17 protein-coding genes are annotated in these 20,074 nt (G+C 70.9%); 8 read left to right on the top strand and 9 right to left on the bottom strand.

Annotation, left to right across the window (positions count from 1 at the left end):
* Positions 1-7: 7 nt before the first annotated feature.
* The 3 genes from clpX to tig form a co-directional block, all read right to left on the bottom strand.
* Entirely contained in the window at positions 8-1,366 is a 1,359-nt protein-coding gene (clpX, locus tag ACLV7J_RS10560) for an ATP-dependent protease ATP-binding subunit ClpX (RefSeq protein ID WP_411869047.1), read from the bottom strand.
* A 128-nt stretch (positions 1,367-1,494) separates the two neighbouring features.
* Positions 1,495-2,157 (bottom strand): ATP-dependent Clp endopeptidase proteolytic subunit ClpP, encoded by a 663-nt coding sequence (clpP, locus tag ACLV7J_RS10565; RefSeq protein WP_411869114.1) that lies wholly within the window; start codon positions 2,155-2,157, stop codon positions 1,495-1,497.
* A 204-nt stretch (positions 2,158-2,361) separates the two neighbouring features.
* Complete coding sequence (gene tig, locus ACLV7J_RS10570) at positions 2,362-3,780, bottom strand: trigger factor (protein WP_411869048.1); 1,419 nt, start codon at positions 3,778-3,780, stop codon at positions 2,362-2,364.
* Between the two features lie 482 nt (positions 3,781-4,262).
* Between tig and ACLV7J_RS10575 the strand changes: the two genes are divergently transcribed.
* From ACLV7J_RS10575 to ACLV7J_RS10585, 3 genes are all read left to right on the top strand, one after another.
* A complete protein-coding gene (locus tag ACLV7J_RS10575) occupies positions 4,263-5,387 on the top strand; it encodes an aspartate-semialdehyde dehydrogenase (RefSeq protein WP_411869049.1) in 1,125 nt (374 codons plus the stop codon).
* Positions 5,384-6,307 (top strand): 4-hydroxy-tetrahydrodipicolinate synthase, encoded by a 924-nt coding sequence (gene dapA / locus ACLV7J_RS10580; protein WP_411869050.1) that lies wholly within the window; start codon positions 5,384-5,386, stop codon positions 6,305-6,307. Before ACLV7J_RS10575 ends, dapA begins: the two co-directional genes overlap by 4 nt.
* A 208-nt stretch (positions 6,308-6,515) precedes the next feature.
* Entirely contained in the window at positions 6,516-8,588 is a 2,073-nt protein-coding gene (locus tag ACLV7J_RS10585) for a ribonuclease J (protein WP_411869051.1), read from the top strand.
* A gap of 45 nt (positions 8,589-8,633) precedes the next feature.
* Here the strand turns inward: ACLV7J_RS10585 and ACLV7J_RS10590 are convergent, their stop codons facing one another.
* Positions 8,634-9,551: a hypothetical protein gene (locus tag ACLV7J_RS10590; protein WP_411869052.1), complete on the bottom strand. Its 918-nt coding sequence runs from the start codon at positions 9,549-9,551 to the stop codon at positions 8,634-8,636.
* Positions 9,552-9,589: 38 nt separating this feature from the next.
* A complete protein-coding gene (gene tilS, locus ACLV7J_RS10595) occupies positions 9,590-10,669 on the bottom strand; it encodes a tRNA lysidine(34) synthetase TilS (protein WP_411869053.1) in 1,080 nt (359 codons plus the stop codon).
* 15 nt (positions 10,670-10,684) lie between these two features.
* Between tilS and ACLV7J_RS10600 the strand changes: the two genes are divergently transcribed.
* From ACLV7J_RS10600 to uvrB, 3 genes are all read left to right on the top strand, one after another.
* Positions 10,685-11,455, top strand: a complete 771-nt coding sequence (locus ACLV7J_RS10600; RefSeq protein WP_411869054.1) for a DUF561 domain-containing protein — start codon at positions 10,685-10,687, stop codon at positions 11,453-11,455.
* A gap of 143 nt (positions 11,456-11,598) precedes the next feature.
* Positions 11,599-12,030 (top strand): phage holin family protein, encoded by a 432-nt coding sequence (locus ACLV7J_RS10605; protein ID WP_411869055.1) that lies wholly within the window; start codon positions 11,599-11,601, stop codon positions 12,028-12,030.
* A 62-nt stretch (positions 12,031-12,092) separates the two neighbouring features.
* Positions 12,093-14,099 carry an excinuclease ABC subunit UvrB gene (gene uvrB, locus ACLV7J_RS10610; protein ID WP_411869056.1) on the top strand — a complete coding sequence of 669 codons (2,007 nt, stop codon included), beginning with the start codon at positions 12,093-12,095 and terminating at the stop codon, positions 14,097-14,099.
* 19 nt (positions 14,100-14,118) lie between these two features.
* On the opposite strand, the gene ACLV7J_RS10615 is transcribed toward uvrB, so the two are convergent.
* Together ACLV7J_RS10615 and ACLV7J_RS10620 are read right to left on the bottom strand one after the other, a co-directional pair.
* Positions 14,119-15,477: a sugar transferase gene (locus ACLV7J_RS10615; RefSeq protein ID WP_411869057.1), complete on the bottom strand. Its 1,359-nt coding sequence runs from the start codon at positions 15,475-15,477 to the stop codon at positions 14,119-14,121.
* Positions 15,478-15,479: 2 nt separating this feature from the next.
* Positions 15,480-17,324: an aspartate kinase gene (locus ACLV7J_RS10620; RefSeq protein WP_411869058.1), complete on the bottom strand. Its 1,845-nt coding sequence runs from the start codon at positions 17,322-17,324 to the stop codon at positions 15,480-15,482.
* A gap of 41 nt (positions 17,325-17,365) precedes the next feature.
* Here ACLV7J_RS10620 and ACLV7J_RS10625 point away from each other — a divergent pair, with 41 nt between their 5' ends.
* Positions 17,366-17,512: a DUF2256 domain-containing protein gene (locus ACLV7J_RS10625; RefSeq protein ID WP_411869059.1), complete on the top strand. Its 147-nt coding sequence runs from the start codon at positions 17,366-17,368 to the stop codon at positions 17,510-17,512.
* Positions 17,464-17,865 (top strand): hypothetical protein, encoded by a 402-nt coding sequence (locus ACLV7J_RS10630; protein ID WP_411869060.1) that lies wholly within the window; start codon positions 17,464-17,466, stop codon positions 17,863-17,865. Before ACLV7J_RS10625 ends, ACLV7J_RS10630 begins: the two co-directional genes overlap by 49 nt.
* Here ACLV7J_RS10630 and holA read toward each other — a convergent pair.
* Together holA and ACLV7J_RS10640 are read right to left on the bottom strand one after the other, a co-directional pair.
* Complete coding sequence (gene holA / locus ACLV7J_RS10635) at positions 17,859-18,878, bottom strand: DNA polymerase III subunit delta (protein ID WP_411869061.1); 1,020 nt, start codon at positions 18,876-18,878, stop codon at positions 17,859-17,861. The two genes, ACLV7J_RS10630 and holA, sit on opposite strands and share 7 nt — an antisense overlap.
* Positions 18,879-18,955: 77 nt before the next feature.
* Entirely contained in the window at positions 18,956-19,885 is a 930-nt protein-coding gene (locus tag ACLV7J_RS10640) for a type II toxin-antitoxin system prevent-host-death family antitoxin (RefSeq protein WP_411869062.1), read from the bottom strand.
* Positions 19,886-20,074 lie beyond the last annotated feature (189 nt).

Raw genomic sequence — 20,074 nt, forward strand, 5'->3', positions numbered from 1 at the left:
CGTGGCCTCAGGCCGATTCCTGCTGCTCGCGCTCCGTCAGGCTCGGATGGGGCAGCACCTTGCCCCGGGTGCGCTCCTCCACCAGGTCCCGGGTGATCGTGAAGGTCTTGACGCTCTGGTCGGAGGGCAGGTCGTACATCACGTCGAGCATCAGCTCCTCGACGATGCCGCGCAGGGCCCGGGCGCCGGTCTTGCGGCGGTGGGCCTCGATGGCGATGGCCTGCACGGCGCCGGGCTCGAAGTCGAGGCGCACGTCGTCCATGCTCAGCAGGGTCTGGAACTGCTTGACCAGGGCGTCGCGGGGCTCGGTGAGGATCGCCTCCAGGGCGTCGGTGTCCAGGGGCTCCAGCACGGCGCTCACCGGCAGGCGGCCGATGAACTCGGGGATCAGGCCGTACTTCACCAGGTCGTCAGGCTCCAGGTGGCGCAGGGCCTGGGCGGCCTGCTGGTCGCGCTGCTGGCGGTGGCGGCCGCGGCCGTCGGCCTGCACGAAGCCGATGGCGTTCCGGCCCATGCGCCGCTGCACCACGTCCTCCAGGCCCACAAAGGCGCCGCCGCAGATGAACAGGATCTGGCTGGTGTCGATCTGGATGCAGTCCTGGTAGGGATGCTTGCGGCCCCCCTGGGGCGGCACGTTGGCCACGGTGCCCTCCAGCATCTTCAGCAGCGCCTGCTGCACTCCCTCACCGGACACGTCGCGGGTGATCGAGGGGTTCTCGCTCTTGCGGGCGATCTTGTCGATCTCGTCGATGTAGATGATGCCGCGCTGGGCCTGCTCCACATCCAGATCCGCCTTCTGCAGCAGGCGCAGCAGGATGTTCTCCACGTCCTCACCCACGTAGCCCGCTTCGGTGAGGGTGGTGGCATCGGCCACGGCGAAGGGCACGTCCAGCAGCTCGGCCAGGGTCTGGGCCAGCAGGGTCTTGCCGCAGCCGGTGGGGCCGATCAGCAGGATGTTGCTCTTGTGCAGGCGCGTGGCGGTCTCCCGGGCCTCGCCCTCGCCGTCCCCCTGCCAGGCCAGGCGCTTGTAGTGGTTGTAGACCGCCACCGACAGCACCTTCTTGGCCTCCTCCTGGCCCACCACCTGGGCATCGAGGAAGGCCTTGATCTCCCGGGGCTTGGGGATCTCGGCCAGGGTGGGCGCGGGCTTCTGGCCCTTCTTGGGCTGGGCCTTGCCCTTCACCTCAGCGCCGGACCGGGCCCCACCGCTGCCCTGACCCTCTACCAGCTCCTCATCGAGGATCTCGTTGCAGAGGTCGATGCACTCATCGCAGATGTAGACCCCCGGCCCGGCGATCAGCTTGCGCACCTGGTCCTGCGACTTGCCGCAGAACGAGCACTTCAGGTGGGCGTCGAACTTGGCCATCGGGCGGAGGGGGCGGCGCGGAGCCGGTGCGGAGGTGGGCGGGGCCCTGAAGGTCAGGATCGGCCCGATCCCACGGTTCGTCAGCAGTCCTTAAGGCCCTCCTCAACAAGGCAGGCCCGGGGGACTGGTCAGGCCGGCGGAGATCCGGCGGCGCCGGCGTCGGTCACGACCCGATCGATCAGGCCGTATTCAACCGCCTCCGCCGGGGAAAGGAAGTAGTCGCGGTCGGTGTCCTCGGCGATCTTCTCCAGCGGCTGGCCGGTGTGCTCGGCCATCAGGCCGTTGAGGGTGTCCTTGAGGAACAGGATCTCCTTGGCCTGGATCTCGATGTCCACCGCCTGGCCCTGGGCGCCGCCGAGGGGCTGGTGGATCATGATCCGTGCGTTGGGCAGGGCCAGGCGCTTGCCCTTGGCGCCGCCCGAGAGCAGGAAGGCTCCCATCGATGCCGCCAGGCCGTAACAGATGGTCACCACGTCGGGGGCCACCTGCTGCATGGTGTCGTAGATCGCCAGGCCCGCCGTCACCGAGCCGCCCGGTGAGTTGATGTAGATCTGGATGTCCTTCTCGGGATCCTCGGCCTCGAGGAACAGCAGCTGGGCCACCAGGGCGTCGGCCACCTGGTCGTCGATGCCGCTGCCCAGAAAGATGATCCGCTCGCGCAGCAGGCGCGAATAGATGTCGAAGGCCCTGTCGCCCCGGCCCGACTGCTCCACCACCGTGGGCAGCACGCCGGGGGAGGCGCTGGGCCGTCCGCCGGCATCCGCCAGGGCGGTGGCGCCGGAGCGGCCCAGGGCGGTCGCGTCCGGTCGCGGGCCCTGCCAGCGGTTCTGGATCGGATGGAGACGGGAGGCGTCGATCACGCGGCCGGCGGGAACAGGGTGGGCGGTCGGCTCAATCTATGGGGATCGCCCGGGGATCGCCCCGGTGGGGAGAGAGGGACTCCCGCCCACCGGGGCCCAGGGGCCGGTGATCCGTCCGGGGCTGGGGCCCTCGGATCAGGCGTCGGTCGAGGCGTCTTCGCCCTCGCTCTTCTCGGTGATGGTGGCGTGCTCATCCAGCCAACCCAGCAGCTTCTCGCGCATCAGGTCCTCCTGCACGGCCTCGCGCAGGCGAGCCAGGTCGATGTTGGCGGTCTCGCTGAAGCCGCGCCGCAGCTCCTTCACCTTCGCCTCGATCTCCTCGGCGGCCAGCTCGATCGTCTCGGCGGTGGCCAGGGCCTTGAGGGCCAGGCTGCGCTTGAGCCGCTGCTCGGCCTCGGGGCGCGAGGTGTCGCGCAGGCTCTGGATCAGCTGGGGCGTGAACAGCTTCTTCACGTCCATGCCCTGCTGGGCCAGCTGACCGGCGGTCTGCTCCAGCAGCGACACGATCTCCTGCTGGATCAGGGTCTCGGGCAGCTCCACCTCCAGCTGCTCCACCAGCGCCTCCAGCAGGGCCTCGTGGCGGTTGGCGGTGTGACGGCGCTCGGCGTCCTCCTTGAGGCGGGCCTCCAGGTCTTCGCGCAGTTCGGCCAGGGTCTGCTTGTCGCTGGCCTCCTGGGCGAAGGCGTCATCCAGGGCGGGCAGTTCGCGGGTCTTCAGCTCGCTGAGGCTGATCACGAAGCTGGCCTTGCGGCCGGCGGCGTCCTGCTGGGGGTAGTCGTCGGGGAACTGGCAGTCCACCGTCTTGGAGTCACCCGGCTTCATGCCGAGGATTCCCTCCACGAAGCCAGGGATCATGCGGCCCTCCTCCAGCTCCACTTCCATCGCCTCGCCGCTGCCGCCGGCAATGGCTTCGCCGCTGTCGACGTAGGTGCCCTCGAAGCCGATCACGGCCACGTCACCCGTCTGGGCGGCCCGGCCCTCCACGGGCACCAGGGTGGCCAGCTGGCGGCGGGACTGCTCGATCAGCTCATCGACGCGGGCCGGATCGAAGCTGACGCTCACGGCCTCGGCCTTGAGGCCCTTGGTGGCCTTGAGGCTGGGGGTGGGCTCCACGTCCAGCTCCAGCACCAGGCTGAGGGCCTCGCCGGGGGCGAAGCGCTCCAGCAGGCCCTCGAAGCCCCCCTCCAGGGAGGGCTGGCCGATCGCGGCCACGTCCACCTGGCCCAGGGCATCGCGGAAGACGCTGTCCACCAGGTCCTCCAGGGCGGTGGCGCGGATGCGCAGCGGGCCGATCTGCTGCAGCAGCACGGCGCGGGGCACCTTGCCCTTGCGGAAGCCCGGCAGCTTGATGCTGCGGCTCAGCTTCTCCACGGCCGCCTCGTGGCTGGCCTGGGTGCGGTTGCCGGGTACCGCCACCTCCAGCGCCACGCGGCTGCCGGGGCGGGGGCTCGCGGTCACGGTCAGATCGGACTTGGCCGGGGCCGACTTGGCAGACGTCGCCGTCTTGGCCGTCTCGGTCTTGGCGGCTTGGCTCGCAGGGGCGGCAGGACTCATGGAGTTCAGGCGGGGGTGTCGACCGGACCGGATCGTCAGGGCAGCCCACGATCCTAGGAAGCGGTCCGCCCACCGCCGGTCGCCGGGTCGTCTCAGCCGGTGTCAACCGCCCATGCGGTCTGCTCCATTCGCGGCAGGGGCGCGTATTGTGGGCAACAACGCATCAGGGTTGCCGCTCGAGACGCCGTTCCTCGATCCGCTCCTGCCCGCCTCGTTTTCCTTCCACCACTTTCGTTTTTCCCCCGAGTTTCATCTGTTTCACGCGCTCGTTTCGCCGCGCCAACCCACGGCTTTTCTGACCGCCACTCGGCCGCCGCCACCCGGCGCCCGGTTCCTGGGTCCCGTCGCTGCCGAAGTCCTGAGGACCTGCAGCCCAGCTCTCCACCACGCCCTGCCGCGTTGGTGCTGACGAACGCAACCCCCCACGCCTTCCCCCGGGTTCCGCCCCTGCTGACCCTCCCCGTCCATTCCCGTCGCCGCCCTTGACCTCCACCCTTCAGGCCAGCTCCACCCCCGGCTCCCTGCCCCAGCGTCCCCTCAACGTCGCCGTGCTCGGCGCCACCGGCGCCGTGGGCCAGGAACTGCTGGCCCTGCTGGCCGAGCGCCAGTTCCCGGTGGCCGAGCTGGTGCTGCTGGCCTCGCCCCGCTCCGCCGGCCAGACCCTGGAATGGAACGGCCGCCAGCTCACGATCCAGCCGGTGAGCGCCGAGGCCTTTGACGGCATTGATCTGGTGCTGGCCTCTGCCGGCGGCTCGGTGTCGAAGCAGTGGGCGCCGGTGGCCGCGGCGGCCGGTGCCGTGGTGATCGACAACTCCAGCGCCTTCCGCCTGGATCCCGCCGTACCGCTGGTGGTGCCTGAGGTGAACCCCGAGGCGGCCTTCGCCCACCAGGGGATCATCGCCAACCCCAACTGCACCACGATCCTGATGACCCTGGCCCTGGCGCCCCTGGCGGCCCGGCGGCCCCTGCGCCGGATCGTGGTCAGCACCTACCAGTCCGCCAGCGGCGCCGGAGCCCGGGCGATGGACGAACTGCGGGATCTCAGCCGCACCGTGCTGGAGGGTGGCGAGCCCCGCAGCGAAGTACTGCCCCACTCCCTGGCCTTCAACCTGTTCCTGCACAACTCGCCGCTGCAGGAGAACGGCTACTGCGAGGAGGAGCTGAAGATGCTCCACGAGACCCGCAAGATCATGGGGCTGCCGGAGCTGCGGGTGTCGGCCACCTGCGTGCGGGTGCCGGTGCTGCGGGCCCACTCCGAGGCCCTCAACATCGAGTTCACGGAGCCCTTCCCCGTGGCGGAGGCCCGCGCCCTGCTGGCGGCGGCCCCCGGCGTGGAGCTGATCGAGGACTTCGGCGCCAACCGCTTCCCCATGCCCACCGATGTGACCGGCCGCGATCCGGTGGCGGTGGGCCGGATCCGCCAGGACCTCAGTGAGCCCAACGCCCTGGAGCTCTGGCTCTGCGGTGACCAGATCCGCAAGGGCGCCGCCCTGAATGCGATCCAGATCGCCGAGCTGCTGCTGGATCCGGCCCGTGCCGCCGGCACGACCGCTGATTCCGTCGCCACAGCCGCCGCCGCCGCGGCACCGATCGGAGCGGCTGCATGAGCACCGCCGCCCCCCTCCGCCCCGGCGCTGCCTCCCCCGCCCCCTTCGGCCGGGTGATCACCGCGATGGTCACCCCCTTCGCCGCCGATGGGTCGCTGGATCTGGAGCTGGCGGCGCGGCTGGCCGCTCACCTGGTGGACCACGGCTCCGACGGCCTGGTGCTCAGCGGCACCACCGGTGAATCCCCCACCCTCAGCTGGGAGGAGGAGCGTCGCCTGTTCGCCGCCGTCAAGGAGGCCGTGGGGGGCCGCGCCAGCCTGATCGCCGGCTGCGGCAGCAACAGCACCGCCGAGGCTGTGGCGGCCACCCGCGAGGCGGCGGCCCTCGGCGCCGATGCCGCCCTGGTGGTGGTGCCCTACTACAACAAGCCTCCCCAGGAGGGCCTTGAGGCCCATTTCCGGGCCGTGGCCGAGGCGGCGCCTGAGCTGCCGTTGATGCTCTACAACATCCCCGGCCGCACCGGCACCAGCCTCAGCGCCGACACCACGGCCCGGCTGATGGATCTGCCCAATGTGGTGAGCTTCAAGGCCGCCAGCGGCACCACCGAGGAGGTGAGCCAGCTGCGGGCCGCCTGCGGCGAGCGCCTGGCGATCTACAGCGGCGACGACGCCCTCACCCTGCCCATGCTCGCCGTCGGTGCGGTGGGCGTGGTGAGCGTGGCCAGTCACCTGGCCGGCGATCGGATCCAGCGCCTGGTGCAGGCCTTCCTGGCCGGCGACCACGCCACCGCCCTGGCCCTGCACGAGCAGCTGCTGCCCCTCTGCAAGGCCCTCTTCTGCACCACCAATCCCATCCCCGTCAAGGCCGCGCTGGAGCTCAGCGGCTGGGCGGTGGGTTCCCCAAGGCTTCCCCTTCTTCCCGCCAATGACGACGTGAGAACTCGACTGACTTCTGTGCTGGCCGCCCTGCGTCCCACCTGACGCCAAGGCCCACGGTCCGCGGCCACTGGCATCCACGCCTCAGGCGCCCCCAGCCCCGGACCTCCCGCTTCAGCGCACCACTTCCGTTCACAGCCTCCGTTCACAGCTTCAGCTCCCAACGTCTCCGGTCCACACCTCCCGTTCAACCCGTTCAGTTCATCCCCCTTCATCTGCTGTTTTGCCGGAGTGTTCCGGCACCCCTATCGGAATGACCTCCAGCAACATCCAGCGCCACGGTTCCCGCAACGGCTCCAACGGCTCCTCCTCCAACGGCCATGGCGCCAATCGCCAGCCCGCCCTGCGGGTGATCCCCCTCGGCGGCCTGCACGAGATCGGCAAGAACACCTGCGTGTTCGAGTACGGCGACGACATCATGCTGGTGGACGCCGGCCTGGCCTTCCCCAGTGACGGCATGCATGGCGTCAACGTGGTGATGCCGGACACGAGCTATCTGCGCGAGAACCAGAAGCGCATCCGCGGCATGGTCGTGACCCATGGCCACGAAGATCACATCGGTGGCATCGCCCACCACCTCAAGAACTTCAACATCCCGGTGATCTACGGGCCGCGCCTGGCCCTCTCGATGCTCACCGGCAAGATGGAGGAGGCCGGTGTGACCGACCGCACCATCCTGCAGACCGTCGCCCCGCGCGATGTGGTGAAGGTGGGTCAGCACTTCTCGGTTGAGTTCATCCGCAACACCCACTCGATGGCCGACAGCTTCACGCTGGCCATCACCACGCCGGTGGGCACGGTGATCTTCACCGGCGACTTCAAGTTCGACCACACCCCGGTGGATGGCGAACACTTCGACATGGCCCGTCTTGCCCACCACGGCGAGCAGGGGGTGCTGTGCCTGTTCAGCGATTCCACCAATGCCGAGGTGCCGGGCTTCTGCCCCCCCGAGCGCTCCGTGTTCCCCGTGCTGGATCGCCACATCGCCCAGTCCGAGGGACGGGTGATCATCACCACCTTCGCCAGCTCGATTCACCGGGTGGCGATGATTCTGGAGCTGGCGCTCAAGAACGGCCGCAAGGTGGGCCTGCTGGGCCGCTCCATGCTCAACGTGATCGCCAAGGCCCGCGAGCTCGGCTACATGCGCGCCCCCGATGAGCTGTTCGTGCCGATCAAGCAGATCCGCGATCTGCCCGACCGCGAGACCCTGCTGCTGATGACCGGCAGCCAGGGCGAACCGCTCGCCGCCCTCAGCCGCATCTCCCGCGGTGAGCACCCCCAGGTGCAGGTGAAGCCCACCGACAAGATCATCTTCTCGGCCAGTCCGATCCCCGGCAACACCATCTCGGTGGTCAACACGATCGACCGCCTGATGCAGCTCGGCGCCCAGGTGGTCTATGGCAAGGGTGAGGGCATCCACGTGTCCGGCCACGGCTTCCAGGAAGACCAGAAGTTGATGCTGGCCCTCACCAAGCCCAAGTACTTCGTGCCGGTGCACGGCGAGCACCGCATGCTCGTGGCCCACAGCAAGACCGGCCAGTCGATGGGCATTCCCGCCGACAACATGCTGATCATCGACAACGGTGACGTGGTGGAACTCACCCCGGATTCGATCCGCAAGGGTGAACCCGTCAAGGCCGGCATCGAGCTGCTGGATGCCTCCCGCAACGGCATCGTCGATGCCCGCGTGCTCAAGGAGCGTCAGCAGCTGGCCGAGGATGGCGTGATCACCCTGCTCGCGGTCATCAGCACCGACGGCGTGATGGCGGCGCCGCCCCGGGTCAACCTGCGCGGCGTGGTGACCACCGCCGATCCCCGCAAGATGAGCCTCTGGGCTGAGCGCGAGATCACCTGGGTGCTGGAGAACCGCTGGCAGCAGCTCTCGCGCAACAGCGGCGGCAAGGCCCCCGATGTGGACTGGATGGGCGTGCAGCGCGAGATCGAGCTGGGTCTGCAGCGCCGCCTGCGCCGCGAGCTGCAGGTGGAGCCGCTGATCATCTGCCTGGTGCAGCCGGCCCCCGGTGGCACCCCCGCCTACAAGGGCCGTGCCGACGCCGAGCCCGATAGCCGCCCGGCTCCCCGGGGCCGCCGCGACGGCTATCGCGACGGCAACCGCGATCGCGATCGGGACCGCGGTGACCGGGCTCCCCAGGCGGCTCCCGCCCCCCGCTCGGAAGTGGCCCCCGCAGCGGCCGCTCTGCCCCGGCGCGAACTGGCGGCCGTGGGAGCTGCCCCGGCGCCTGCCGCCGCCGCCGCCCCCCGCAGCGAAGAGCCGGAGATCGCCCCGAACCGCACCCGCCGCCGCCGCTCCACGGCCGCCGGCTGAGGGCTGGTCTGGCCTTGGGGCCCTGCTGCCCGAAGGCAGCGCGCCTCAGGCCAGCTTGACCAGCAGCAGCCCCTTCGCCAGCTCCGCCGCTTCTGCGGGGCTGAACGCGATGTGGGCCTGCTCAGATCCGCCCGCTGCGGGGCCGCTGCCGCCGTTGCTGTCCGCGGGGACGGTCTGCGGCTCGATCAGTTCGGGCTCGAGCAACTCCGCTTCGATAGGTTGCGCGTCGTCTGCTGCGGGAGCGTCAGGCTCGCCCGCGCTCGCTGCCGCGGCCCCGCCCTGGCCAGCGGGCGTTGTCGTGTCCACCACCGTCACCACGGCCTCCTCCGCTTCGGCCGCGGGTTCGTTTCGGGGCGCCAGGCTGAGGGCGGTCTGTGCCGCCGCCCCCTGGGCTTCCGCCGGGGCTGGTGCAGCGGCGGCAGGGACGCTGTCCAGCCCGAAGGGCGCCGCGCTGACGGCCGGGGCGCTGGTGGCGGCCCCCGGATCGGCCAGATCGGTCAGCCAGGGCATGGCAGCGGCGGTCGCCGCCGCGGCTCCTGCGGCCACCGGGGCTCCGCTGGCGAAGTCCGGAACCGTGCCCGGGAAGGGGGCCTCCAGGGCGGCGGGGACCGGTGGCGGCGCTGCGCTCGCCTCCGCGTCCACGTCGGCGCCGCCGCTGGACTCCGGTGCCGCCGCCGCCAGTTGGTTGCTCAGGGCGATGCCCTGCCGCGCCAGCTCGTGATACGTGGGATCGCTGCTCTGCTCCAGCACCTGCTGGTAGAGGGGCAGGGCCTGGCCGGGCTGCTGCAGCCCGTAGAGATGGATGTGGGCCGTGAGCATCCGCAGCCGCAGGGCCAGCTGATCCGGCGTGCCCTCCGGCAGCTGGCCAGCCAGCTGCTGCGCCCGCTCCAGGGCCACCGCAAACTGTCCCTGGCTGTAGGCGCGCTCGACGGCGATGTACGCCTCCTGCAGTTGGGGATCCATCGATTCGGGCTCGCGAAGGGGGACTGGCGGGGGATGGGTTAGGGGGTGCTGGGGCCGCTCGGGCCTGGCGGGGGCGCCTTGCTGAGCCGGATCGCCCCGGCACCCCAGACCAGGCGGCGCCCACGTCCTAGGTCATGGATCCCCGCTCCGCAATGGGGCTGCAGGCGCTGCACCAGCTGCTCCAGGCTGCCGGCCCCCAGCTCGATCTGGGCCCGCTCGGCCAGCCAGTGCCGCAGCAGCTGGCGCCGGCTGGCGGGCCGCAGGGCCGTCAGCCGTTTCAGGTCCAGCCCATCCGGGTCGTCCGGATGGCATAGCTGGGCCAGGGCCAGGGGCAGCAGCTCCTCCAGCGGCTCCTGCTCCTGCTGCAGCCTGGCCGCCAGGGCGCTGATGCGGCGGCTGGCGCCGGGGTGGAGCTGCTCCAGCACCGGCAGCACCTGGTGGCGCACCCGGTTGCGGCTCCACTGCAGTGTGTCGTTGCTGGGGTCGGGCCAGATCGGCAGGTCCCAGTGGGCGCAGAGGGCGGCGGTGTCGTCGCGGCAGAAGCCCAGCAGCGGCCGCACCAGCTCCCGCGGTGAACCCGGCTCCAGGGGGCGCCGCGGCCGCAGGCTGGTCAGCCCGCGGCGGTGGCTGCCGCGGGCCAGATGCAGCACCAGGGTCTCGGCCCGGTCCGAGGCGGTGTGGGCCGTCACCACCCGCGGGCAGTCCAGGCTTGCGGCCAGCCGCGCCAGGCGCCCGTAGCGCCACTGGCGGGCGGCGGCCTCCGTGGCGCCCGCGAGGGGCGCGGCTCCGCCGGTTGCGCCGGCCCGCTCCACCGTGATCGCCAGTCCCTGGGCCGCGGCCCAGGCGGCCAGCTCCTCGGCCTGCCGGCCCGATTCGGCCCGCCAGCCGTGGTCGCCGTGCCAGAGGTGCAGCCGCCAGTGGTGCAGGCGGCGCAGGTCCAGCAGCAGGCGCGTCAGGGCCATCGAGTCCTGTCCGCCGGACACCGCCACCAGCAGCGCGGCCCCCGGCGGCAGCAGGGCCGGATCGCGTCGGAGGTGCCGGTGCAGGCGTTCATGCAGCCCACTCCAGGGCGGCCGCGCCGGAGGCGCCGAGGCCTGGGGTGGGAGAATCGATTCCATCTCCGTGCGTCTGCGATGTCCCGCCTCGACCGCCTGCCCACTCAACTGCAGCAGGCGCTCGCCGCGCGCCGCCTGCTCAAGGTGATCGCCGGCCTCACCAACTTCGATGCCGCCTCCGTGCAGCGCATCAGCCGCGCCGCCGGGGCCGGTGGTGCCGACGTGATCGACGTGGCCTGCGATCCGGCCCTGGTGCAGCTGGCGGCTGAGGCCTCGGGTCTGCCGATCTGTGTGTCGGCCGTGGATCCCGAGCTGTTCCCCGCGGCCGTGGCCGCCGGCGCCGCCCTGGTGGAGATCGGCAACTACGACGCCTTCTATCCCCTCGGCCGCGTCTTCGACGCCGCCGAGGTGCTGGCCATGACCCGCCGCACCCGCGAGCTGCTGCCCGAGGTGGTGCTGAGCGTCACCGTGCCCCACCTGCTGCCCCTGGACGAGCAGGAGCAGCTGGCGGTGGACCTGGTGGCGGCTGGCGCCGACATCATCCAGACCGAGGGCGGCACCAGCGCAAAGCCCTTCAGCGCCGGCACCCTCGGCCTGATCGAGAAGGCGGCGCCCACCCTGGCCGCCGCCCACGCCATCAGCCGTGCCCTGGCCGCCGCCGGCCAGCCCCTGCCCGTGCTCTGCGCCTCCGGCCTCTCCGCCGTGACCCTGCCGCTGGCCATCGCCGCCGGTGCCAGCGGGGTGGGCGTGGGCTCCGCCGTGAACCGCCTCGGCGATGAGCTGGCCATGGTGGCCGTGGTGCGTGGCCTGCGCGAGGCCCTGGGCAGCGCGGCCCCCGTGGCGGCCTGATACCCATCTCCGGCAGCCTGCCCCGGCCGCCGGATCCCCCGTCGTCCCGGCTGATCGCCAGGTCCCTTCGCGGATTGCGTCAGCCTGTGGTGGCCCCCTGAACCCATGACTACGTTGCGGAGGTTGACCCCGTCGCACGTGTCATGGGTTCTTTGCTGTGGTTGCTGCAGTGGCCGATCCGGGCCGCCGTGCTGCTGCTCGTCGCCTGGCTGCCCCTGGGGGTGGAGGTGGAGAGCTTCCCGATCGCCCTGCTGGCGGCCGCGGTGATCGGCCTGCTCGGCACCCTGTTGATCTGGCCGCTGAAGCTGCTGTTCGCCCTGCCCTGGGCCATCACCAGCTTCGGGGGGCTGCTGACACCGATCTCCTGGATCTTCAACTGGGTCATCACCGTGATCCTGTTCGGCCTGGCGGCCTGGCTGATCCGCGGCTTCCGGCTCCGCAACGGCCTGGTGAGCGCGATCCTCGGCGCGGTGGTCTACGCCGTGCTGTCCACTGTGATCCTGAGGATTCTGGGTCTGGAGGTCGACTACACCCGGGTCGGCGGTCTGCTCACGGGCAGCGTCGCCGTGGGCTGATCACGGCCGCGCCGGTTCACCGCACACCACGGCCGGGGCCCGCTCCCCCGAGAATGGGCCCCATGGTCCCGTTCCAGCTCCACGCCCCCTACGAGCCCAAGGGCGATCAGCCCACCGCGATCGCCGGCCTGGTGACCGGCGTGGAGGGCGGCCAGCGCTACCAGACCCTGCTGGGGGCCACCGGCACTGGCAAGACCTTCACCATCGCCAACGTGATCGCCCACACCGGGCGCCCCACGCTGGTGCTGGCCCACAACAAGACCCTGGCGGCCCAGCTCTGCAACGAGCTGCGGGAATTCTTCCCCAACAATGCCGTCGAGTATTTCATCTCCTACTACGACTACTACCAGCCCGAGGCCTATGTGCCGGTCTCGGACACCTACATCGCCAAGACGGCCTCGATCAACGAAGAGATCGACATGCTGCGCCACTCGGCGACGCGCTCGCTGTTTGAGCGCAAGGATGTGATCGTGGTGGCTTCGATCAGCTGCATCTACGGTCTGGGCATCCCCAGCGAATACCTCAAGGCTGCCGTCAAGTTCCAGGTGGGCGACACGCTCAACCTGCGCGGCTCCCTGCGGGAGCTGGTGAACAACCAGTATTCCCGCAACGATCTGGAGATCTCCCGCGGCCGTTTCCGGGTGCGCGGCGATGTGCTGGAGATCGGCCCCGCCTACGAAGACCGGCTGGTGCGCATCGAGCTCTTCGGCGATGAGGTGGAGGCGATCCGCTACGTGGATCCCACCACCGGCGAGATTCTGCAGAGCCTTGACACCATCAACATCTACCCGGCCAAGCACTTCGTGACGCCCAAGGAGCGTCTGGAGGAGGCGATCCAGGCGATCCGCAACGAGCTGCGGGAGCGGCTGGATCGCCTCAATGCCGAGGGCCGTCTGCTGGAGGCCCAGCGGCTGGAGCAGCGCACCACCTACGACCTGGAGATGCTGGAGCAGGTGGGCTACTGCAACGGCGTGGAGAACTACGCCCGCCACCTGGCCGGCCGCCCCGCCGGTACGCCGCCCGAGTGCCTGATTGATTATTTCCCCGAGGATTGGCTGCTGGTGGTGGATGAGAGCCACGTCACCTGCTCCCAGTTGCAGGCGATGTACAACGGCGATCAATCGCGCAAACAGGTGCTGATCGAACACGGCTTCCGCCTGCCCAGCGCTGCCGATAACCGGCCCCTCAAGGGCGAGGAGTTCTGGCAGAAGGCCCAGCAGACGATCTTCGTGAGTGCCACGCCGGGCAGCTGGGAGCTGGCCCAGAGCCAGGACCAGGTGGTGGAGCAGGTGATCCGCCCCACCGGCGTGCTCGATCCGATCGTGGAAGTGCGCCCCACCGAGGGCCAGGTGGACGACCTGCTCAGCGAGATCCGCGTGCGGGCCGACAAGCAGGAGCGGGTGCTGGTGACCACCCTCACCAAGCGCATGGCCGAGGACCTCACCGACTACCTGGCTGAGAACGGCGTGCGGGTGCGCTATCTGCACTCGGAGATCCACTCGATCGAGCGGATCGAGATCATCCAGGACCTCCGCAACGGCGAATACGACGTGCTGGTGGGTGTGAACCTGCTGCGGGAGGGCCTGGATCTGCCGGAGGTGTCGCTGGTGGCGATCCTCGATGCCGACAAGGAGGGCTTCCTGCGGGCCGAGCGCTCCCTGATCCAGACCATCGGCCGCGCCGCCCGCCACGTGGAGGGTGTCGCCCTGCTCTATGCCGACAACCTCACAGACTCCATGGCCAAGGCCATCAGTGAAACGGAGCGCCGCCGCGCCATCCAGCACACCTACAACGAGAAGCACGGCATCACGCCCTCCCCCGCCGGCAAGCGGGCGGGCAATTCCATCCTGTCCTTCCTGGAGGTCTCCCGCCGGCTCAATGATGATCAGCTGGAGGAGGCCACCGAGCAGGCTGCACACCATGAGGTTCCCCTCGATGCGCTGCCGGAACTGATCCAGCAGCTCGAAGACAAGATGAAGACGGCCGCCAAGAACCTCGATTTCGAGGAGGCCGCCAACCTGCGCGACAAGATCAAGCTGTTGCGCCAGAAGTTGGTGGGGAAAGTCTGAGCGGGTCTGGCCTTTGCCCTTACCGCCCCGCTCCCTTCAGCACGGTCTTGATGGTCTTGAGCAGGATCAGCAGGTCGAGCCAGAGGCTGGCATTGCGCAGGTAGAAGAGGTCGTAGCTCAGCTTCAGTTCGGAGTCTTCCACGCTGGCTCCATAGGGCATGTTCACTTGGGCCCAGCCGCTCAGCCCGGGCCGCACCCAGTGGCGTAGCCGGTAGTTGGGGATCCGGTTCTCCAGGTCCACCTCCAGCTCAGGCCGCTCGGGTCTGGGGCCGATCAGGCTCATCTCGCCCCGCAGCACATTCAGCAGCTGGGGCAGCTCATCCACGCGGGTGCGCCGCAGCCAGAGCCCCACCGGTGTGATGCGCTGATCGCTCACCTGGGCCCACTGGGCCTGGCCCTCCTCCGCGTCGGGCACCATGGTGCGGATCTTGAGCACCTTGAAGGCCTGACCGAAGAGGCCCGTGCGGCGCTGGCGGTACAGGACGGGGCCGCCATCCTGGAGCTTGACCAGTGCCGCGGCCAGCAGCAGCAGCGGCGTGCTGAGGAGCAGCAACACCAGGCTGATCACTACATCGGCATAGCGCTTGAGTTGCTGCGGCACCGTGCTGCGCTGACCGTCGATGTGGCTGGAGAACAGCAGCCATTGGGTCCCGACCCAGCGGGGGGGAATGCGCTGCAGTTCCCGCTCCGCCAGTTCCACCAGGGTCCGGACCGGTTGGCCGTGGCCCACGGCCTGCTGGCAGAAGATCTGCATGTCTCCCAGGGTGGCCACGCCGGCACTGAGGGCGACGGCCTCGGCCAGCAGGCGGCCGGGGAACCCTTGCCCGGGGTCCATGGTCACGATCTGTGGCAGAGGGCCTGGGGTGGCTGTCAGGGTCCAGTCCCTGGCCAGCTGGTCCCGCTCCTCCTCCAGCGCCACGATCTGCCAGCGCAGGCTGCTGCCGAGATGCAGGTGACGGCGTAGCCACAGCCGCACGGCGCCACTCCACAGGGCCGCGAGGCCAAAGAGAGGGATCAGGCTGCCCCGGTGCAACAGGGTGACCTCCGGGGGCACCCGCAGGATCCAGCCCAGCAGGGCTCCCGCCGCGATGCTGGCGGCACTGGTGCTGCCGAGACGGACCAGGACCTGGGGCCAACGGATTGCTCGCAGCTTGAGCAGGGTGTACGAGCCGAACAGCCAGCCGAGGGTCCAGTAGATCAGCACCAGAGCCAGCAGCAGGCCCAGCTGGCTGCCCAGTTGCTGGCTGAGCGGCAGTGCCAGGCCCTCCCGCTCCAGGCCAATCCGCCAGGCCACCACGGCGACGGCGAGCCCCGCCAGCCCGACCCCATCGAGCGCCGCCGCCAGGACCAGCGGCAATCGGTGGCGGGCCCAGGGCATGCTCAAACGGCTCCGGATTCCAGGGGCGATGCCGTGCCCTCGGCCCGGTGCATTGCACTACCGCCCAGCCCGAAGGCGGCATGCACCGCCTGCAGGGCCCGAATGCCATCGGCCTCCGGCACCACGCAACTGGTGCGGATCTCGCTGGTGGCGATCATCTCGATGTTGATGCCGGCCTCCGCCAGGGAGCGGAACAGGCGGGCGGCGGTGCCGGGCGTGCAGGGCATGCCGGCCCCCACGGCGCTCACCCGGGCGATGGCCTGCCCCTCCTCGAAGCGGGCGCCGGGCCAGCTGGCCAGCAGCGGCTGCAGGGCGGCGTGGGCCCGGGCCAGGTCGTCGCGGCGCAGGGTGAAGCCCAGGTCGCGGCTGCGCTGCTCGCCGCTGCCATGGCTGCGCTCCGACTGGATGATGGCATCGAGGCTGAGGCCGGCATCGGCCAGGGCCCGGCAGACCGCGGCGGCCGTGCCGGGGCGGTCGGGGATGTGGCGCACGGTCACCTGGGCCTGGTCGCGGTCCAGGGCGACGCCGCGCACCGGCGGAGACCCGACCCCGCAGGGGGCCGGATCGTGGTGCAGCTGCTGGCCGCTCAGTTCGAAGGCGCTGGCGGCGGCCTGCAGGGCCTTGGCCCCCTGGTGGCCGGCCACCAGACAGCTCACCTTCACCTCGCTGGTGGCGATCAGGCGCAGGTTGATGCCGCCCCTGGCCAGGGTGTCGAACAGGCGGGCGGCCACACCGGGGCGGCCCATGATGCCGGCTCCGGAAATGCTGAGCTTGGCCATGCCGGCTTCGGCGCTCAGGGTGGCTCTTTCGGCGCCCATGGCGTCCAGCACCTGACGGCAGACGGCCTCGGCCTGCGCCAGCTGGGCTTCGGCCACCGTGAAGGCGATGTCGTTGGTGGCGCTGCCGCCCTCGCCCTCGTGGGTGGCCTGCACGATCAGGTCCACGTTGAGGCCGGCGGCCGAGAGGGCCTCGAACAGCTGGGCGGCGACGCCGGGCCGATCGGGCACATGGGCCAGGGCCAGTACGGCCTGGTCCTGCTCCAGCTCGGCGCCGTCCACGGGCTTGCCCAGCTCCAGGCCCTCGCTGCCGCTACGGCGACTGGTGCCGTCGCTGGTGAGCAGGGTTCCGGGCTGGTCGCTCCAGCTGGAGCGCACCACCAGCGGCACGCCGTAGTTGCGGGCGATCTCCACGGCCCGCGGGTGCAGCACGGCGGCGCCGAGGCTGGCCAGCTCCAGCATCTCGTCGCAGGTCACGGTGTCCATCAGCTGGGCATCGGCCACCTTGCGCGGGTCGGTGGTGAGCACCCCCGGCACATCGGTGTAGATCTCGCAGGCATCGGCGCCGAGGGCGGCGGCCAGGGCCACGGCGGACGTGTCGGAGCCGCCGCGGCCCAGGGTGGTGATCTCGGGAGTGCCGGACAGGCCGCTGCTGGTGCCCTGGAAGCCGGCCACCACCACCACCTGGCCGTCGTCGAGCAGGCGGCGCAGGCGCTCGGTGCGCACCTCCAGGATGCGGGCGCGGCCGTGGGCCGATTCGGTCACGATGCCCACCTGGGGCCCGGTCATCGACACCGCCGGCACGCCGATGGCGTTGAGGGCCATGGCCAGCAGGGCGATCGACACCTGCTCGCCGGTGGCCAGCAGCATGTCCATCTCCCGCTGCGGGGGGTCGCTGCTGAGGGCCCGGGCCAGGCCGGTGAGCTCGTCGGTGGTGTGGCCCATGGCCGACACCACGATCACCAGGTCGTTGCCGGCGTTGCGGCTGGCGGCGATGCGACGGGCCACGGCCTGGATCCGCTCCACATCGGCCACCGAGGTGCCCCCGAACTTCTGAACCAGCAGGGCCATGCCCGGTGTCGACGCGGCGTTAAGAGCTGATTATCTGTTGCGTGGGGTTGGCTGTTGCGTCCGAGCCGTCGGGCTCGGGCACCGGAGCCTGCCTACCCTGCGGCGAACCGATTGGCTGGCGACGGCGATGGGCGAGGCGGTGGCGACGAGCACATCCGTGCAGGTGCCGGTGTCCGTGGGTGAGCTGATCGACAAGCTCACGATCCTGGCCATCAAGGACGCGCGCATTGCCGACGACGCCAAGCGGGCCAACGTGCGCCGCGAGCTGGAGGCCCTGGAGGCCGTGGCTGCGGCGGCGGGCCTGCGTCAGCTGAAGGGGCTGGCGGAGCTGGAGGAGGCGCTGCGCGCGGTGAACGGCGAGCTCTGGACCATCGAAGACCGCATCCGCGACTGCGAGCGCCAGGGCGACTTCGGCCCCGGCTTCGTGGAGCTGGCCCGCGCCGTGTACGTGACCAACGACCGCCGCGCCGACCTCAAGCGCCAGATCAACGCCCTGAGCGGCTCGGAGCTGGTGGAGGAGAAGAGCTACGCGGCCTACTGAAGGCCCTGGCCCCCCAGCAGGAAGCCATCGCGGAAGGCATCGCCGGGCTCGCTGCCGCGCTTGAGGGCCGCCTCCACCTCCAGCAGCTGGCCCAGCAGCGCCAGGAAGCGGCCGGGGCTGCGGCCGCGGATCTGTTTGCGCATCACATAGATGCGCTTGGGGTTGCCGATGCCGGCGGCCTTGGCGATGGCGGCCACGTCCTGCTCGCCCTGGCGATCCAGCAGGCTCACCCACAGCCAGCCCCGGATCTGGCCGGTGAGGGTGGCCACGATGCGCAGGGCCGGTTCGTTGGCCGCCAGCAGGGTCTCCACCAGGCCGATGGCCTCGGCGGGCCGGCCCGCCAGCAGCGCATCGCCCACCTGCAGGGCGTTGGTGGCGTGGCTGCCCACCAGCGCCGCCACCGCCGCCGCTGTGATGGCCGGCCCCCTGGGCGTTTCCCCCGGCGCGGCCGTCGCTCCCACGTAGAGGGCCAGCTTCTCCAGTTCGCTGGCCAGGCGGGCGCTGTCGGAGCCGATCGCCTCGGCCAGGGCCTCGGCGGCGGCGGGCTCCAGGGCCAGCCCCAGCTCCCGGGCGGTGCGGGCCACCAATTCCACCTGGCCGGCCCCATCCCAGACAGCGGGCAGGCTGAAGCTGCGCTCCGTGGCCCCGCCGGCCTTCACGAGCTTCTGCAGGGCCTTGGTGGTGCGCAGCCGGGCGTCGGGTTTGCTGGGGCTCACCAGCAGCAGGTGGCAGCCCTCGGGCACCAGCTCCAGGCTGGCCTCCAGCCGCTCCGCCAGCTCGGCCGGGCACTGGTGGCAGAAGGGACTGCGCTGCAGCAGCACCACCCGATCGCCTCCGCCGAAGGGGGCGGTGCGGGCCTCCTCCAAGGCCTGGGCGGCCTGGGCCGCGTCGGTGCCATCGAGGCGGGTGAGGTTGATGCTCTGCCAGGCCGGATCGGTGACCTGCTCGATCAGGGCCTCCACGGCCCGGTTGCGGGCCGCCTCGTCGTCGCCCCAGTAGAGGTGGATCGGCATCGGGGCTCGTCAGCTCGGCTTGTCAGGTCAGATCGACTTGTCAGGTCAGCGCGTCAGGGGGCGTTCTAGGGCGCGCATCAGCGGGGTTCCCCGGTCCCGTCCTGGCGGCGACGCAGGGCTGACAGCACCGGCAGGTGCTCGGTGGCGGCCAGTCCAGTGTGGGCCAGGGCGGGGTTGTCGCTCACCAGCACCGCGGCGTTGGCCTGAATGGCCGTGGCCAGTTCGATGGCGGCGGTGTCATCGAGGCCCGGATCCTGCAGTCGCAGCCGCACGGCGGCCGCCACGATCCCGGCATCCGGGGCCAGCACCGTCCAGGTTTCGGGGTCACTGAACACCTGGCCATAGCGCTGGGCCAGCGGCTCCTGCCCCCGGGCCAGCGGCCCCTCCAGCACCCGCGCCAGGCTGAGGCTGCTGAGAACGCCGCGCCAGTAGCCCTGGGCGATGCCCTGCAGCAGCGGGCCCAGGTAGGCCCCGGTGCCCGGGGCGTCGCAGAGAAAGGCCACCAGGGCGCTGCCGTCGATCGCCACGCTGGCGCCGTGGCTGAGCAGGTGGGGGGCAAAGGCCTGATGCCGCTGCAGCGGCTGTACGAAGGCGGCCGGCTCCGGCGCCGGGCGCGCGGGACGTTGCTGGTGCAGCTCCCAGCAGCGGCGACCGCTGCCCTGCAGGCTGAGGAGGTTCTGAGGTTGGGGCTGCCGGTTGGCGGGACGCTGGCCGGGTTGCGCTCGGCTGGATGGACCTGCGCCTGCTGCGTGCGCGCTGTTCGGGTGCGAGTCGCCCTGGTGCTGCTGTGGGAGTGCCGGATCCCGCTCGGCCCGTTTTTCCGTGGCCTGGTCGACCGGCACCAAGGCCGCCAGTGGCTGGCCGTGGCGACTGATCACGGTGGCCTGGCCGGCGGCGGCCCGGCTGATCAGCTCGGGCAGGCGCCGCCGGGCGGCCTCGACGCCGAGCTGGTCGAGGCCGGTGGGCTGGTTGAGCTCAGCCAGGGAGCGACCGGGGTCCTGGTCCATGAACGGCTCCATGGTGGTGGGCAGGCGCCAGGGGGGGTGTCTGTGAGTGTCGTCCAATCTGTACAGCCTGTACAGAGTCTTGAAGACGCGCCGCGCCCCTTGCCCCGCCCCCTCACGCCGCCCGTCTCGCTGGCCGGTTCACCTCCCCTGCCGCCCCAGCCGCCCTGGGTCCCACGATGGGTCCTGAAG

Origin of the sequence: Vulcanococcus limneticus LL, assembly GCF_943369875.1 — a bacterium.
Classification (GTDB): Bacteria; Cyanobacteriota; Cyanobacteriia; order PCC-6307; family Cyanobiaceae; genus Vulcanococcus; species Vulcanococcus limneticus_A.

Coding starts and splice junctions, on each gene's coding strand:
- clpX (WP_411869047.1), bottom strand. CDS start 1,366: ATGGCCAAGTTCGACGCCCACCTGAAGTGCTCGTTCTGCGGCAAGTCG.
- tig (WP_411869048.1), bottom strand. CDS start 3,780: ATGAGTCCTGCCGCCCCTGCGAGCCAAGCCGCCAAGACCGAGACGGCC.
- dapA (WP_411869050.1), top strand. CDS start 5,384: ATGAGCACCGCCGCCCCCCTCCGCCCCGGCGCTGCCTCCCCCGCCCCC.
- ACLV7J_RS10585 (WP_411869051.1), top strand. CDS start 6,516: ATGACCTCCAGCAACATCCAGCGCCACGGTTCCCGCAACGGCTCCAAC.
- ACLV7J_RS10590 (WP_411869052.1), bottom strand. CDS start 9,551: ATGGATCCCCAACTGCAGGAGGCGTACATCGCCGTCGAGCGCGCCTAC.
- tilS (WP_411869053.1), bottom strand. CDS start 10,669: ATGGAATCGATTCTCCCACCCCAGGCCTCGGCGCCTCCGGCGCGGCCG.
- ACLV7J_RS10600 (WP_411869054.1), top strand. CDS start 10,685: ATGTCCCGCCTCGACCGCCTGCCCACTCAACTGCAGCAGGCGCTCGCC.
- ACLV7J_RS10605 (WP_411869055.1), top strand. CDS start 11,599: ATGGGTTCTTTGCTGTGGTTGCTGCAGTGGCCGATCCGGGCCGCCGTG.
- uvrB (WP_411869056.1), top strand. CDS start 12,093: ATGGTCCCGTTCCAGCTCCACGCCCCCTACGAGCCCAAGGGCGATCAG.
- ACLV7J_RS10615 (WP_411869057.1), bottom strand. CDS start 15,477: ATGCCCTGGGCCCGCCACCGATTGCCGCTGGTCCTGGCGGCGGCGCTC.
- ACLV7J_RS10620 (WP_411869058.1), bottom strand. CDS start 17,324: ATGGCCCTGCTGGTTCAGAAGTTCGGGGGCACCTCGGTGGCCGATGTG.
- holA (WP_411869061.1), bottom strand. CDS start 18,878: ATGCCGATCCACCTCTACTGGGGCGACGACGAGGCGGCCCGCAACCGG.
- ACLV7J_RS10640 (WP_411869062.1), bottom strand. CDS start 19,885: ATGGACCAGGACCCCGGTCGCTCCCTGGCTGAGCTCAACCAGCCCACC.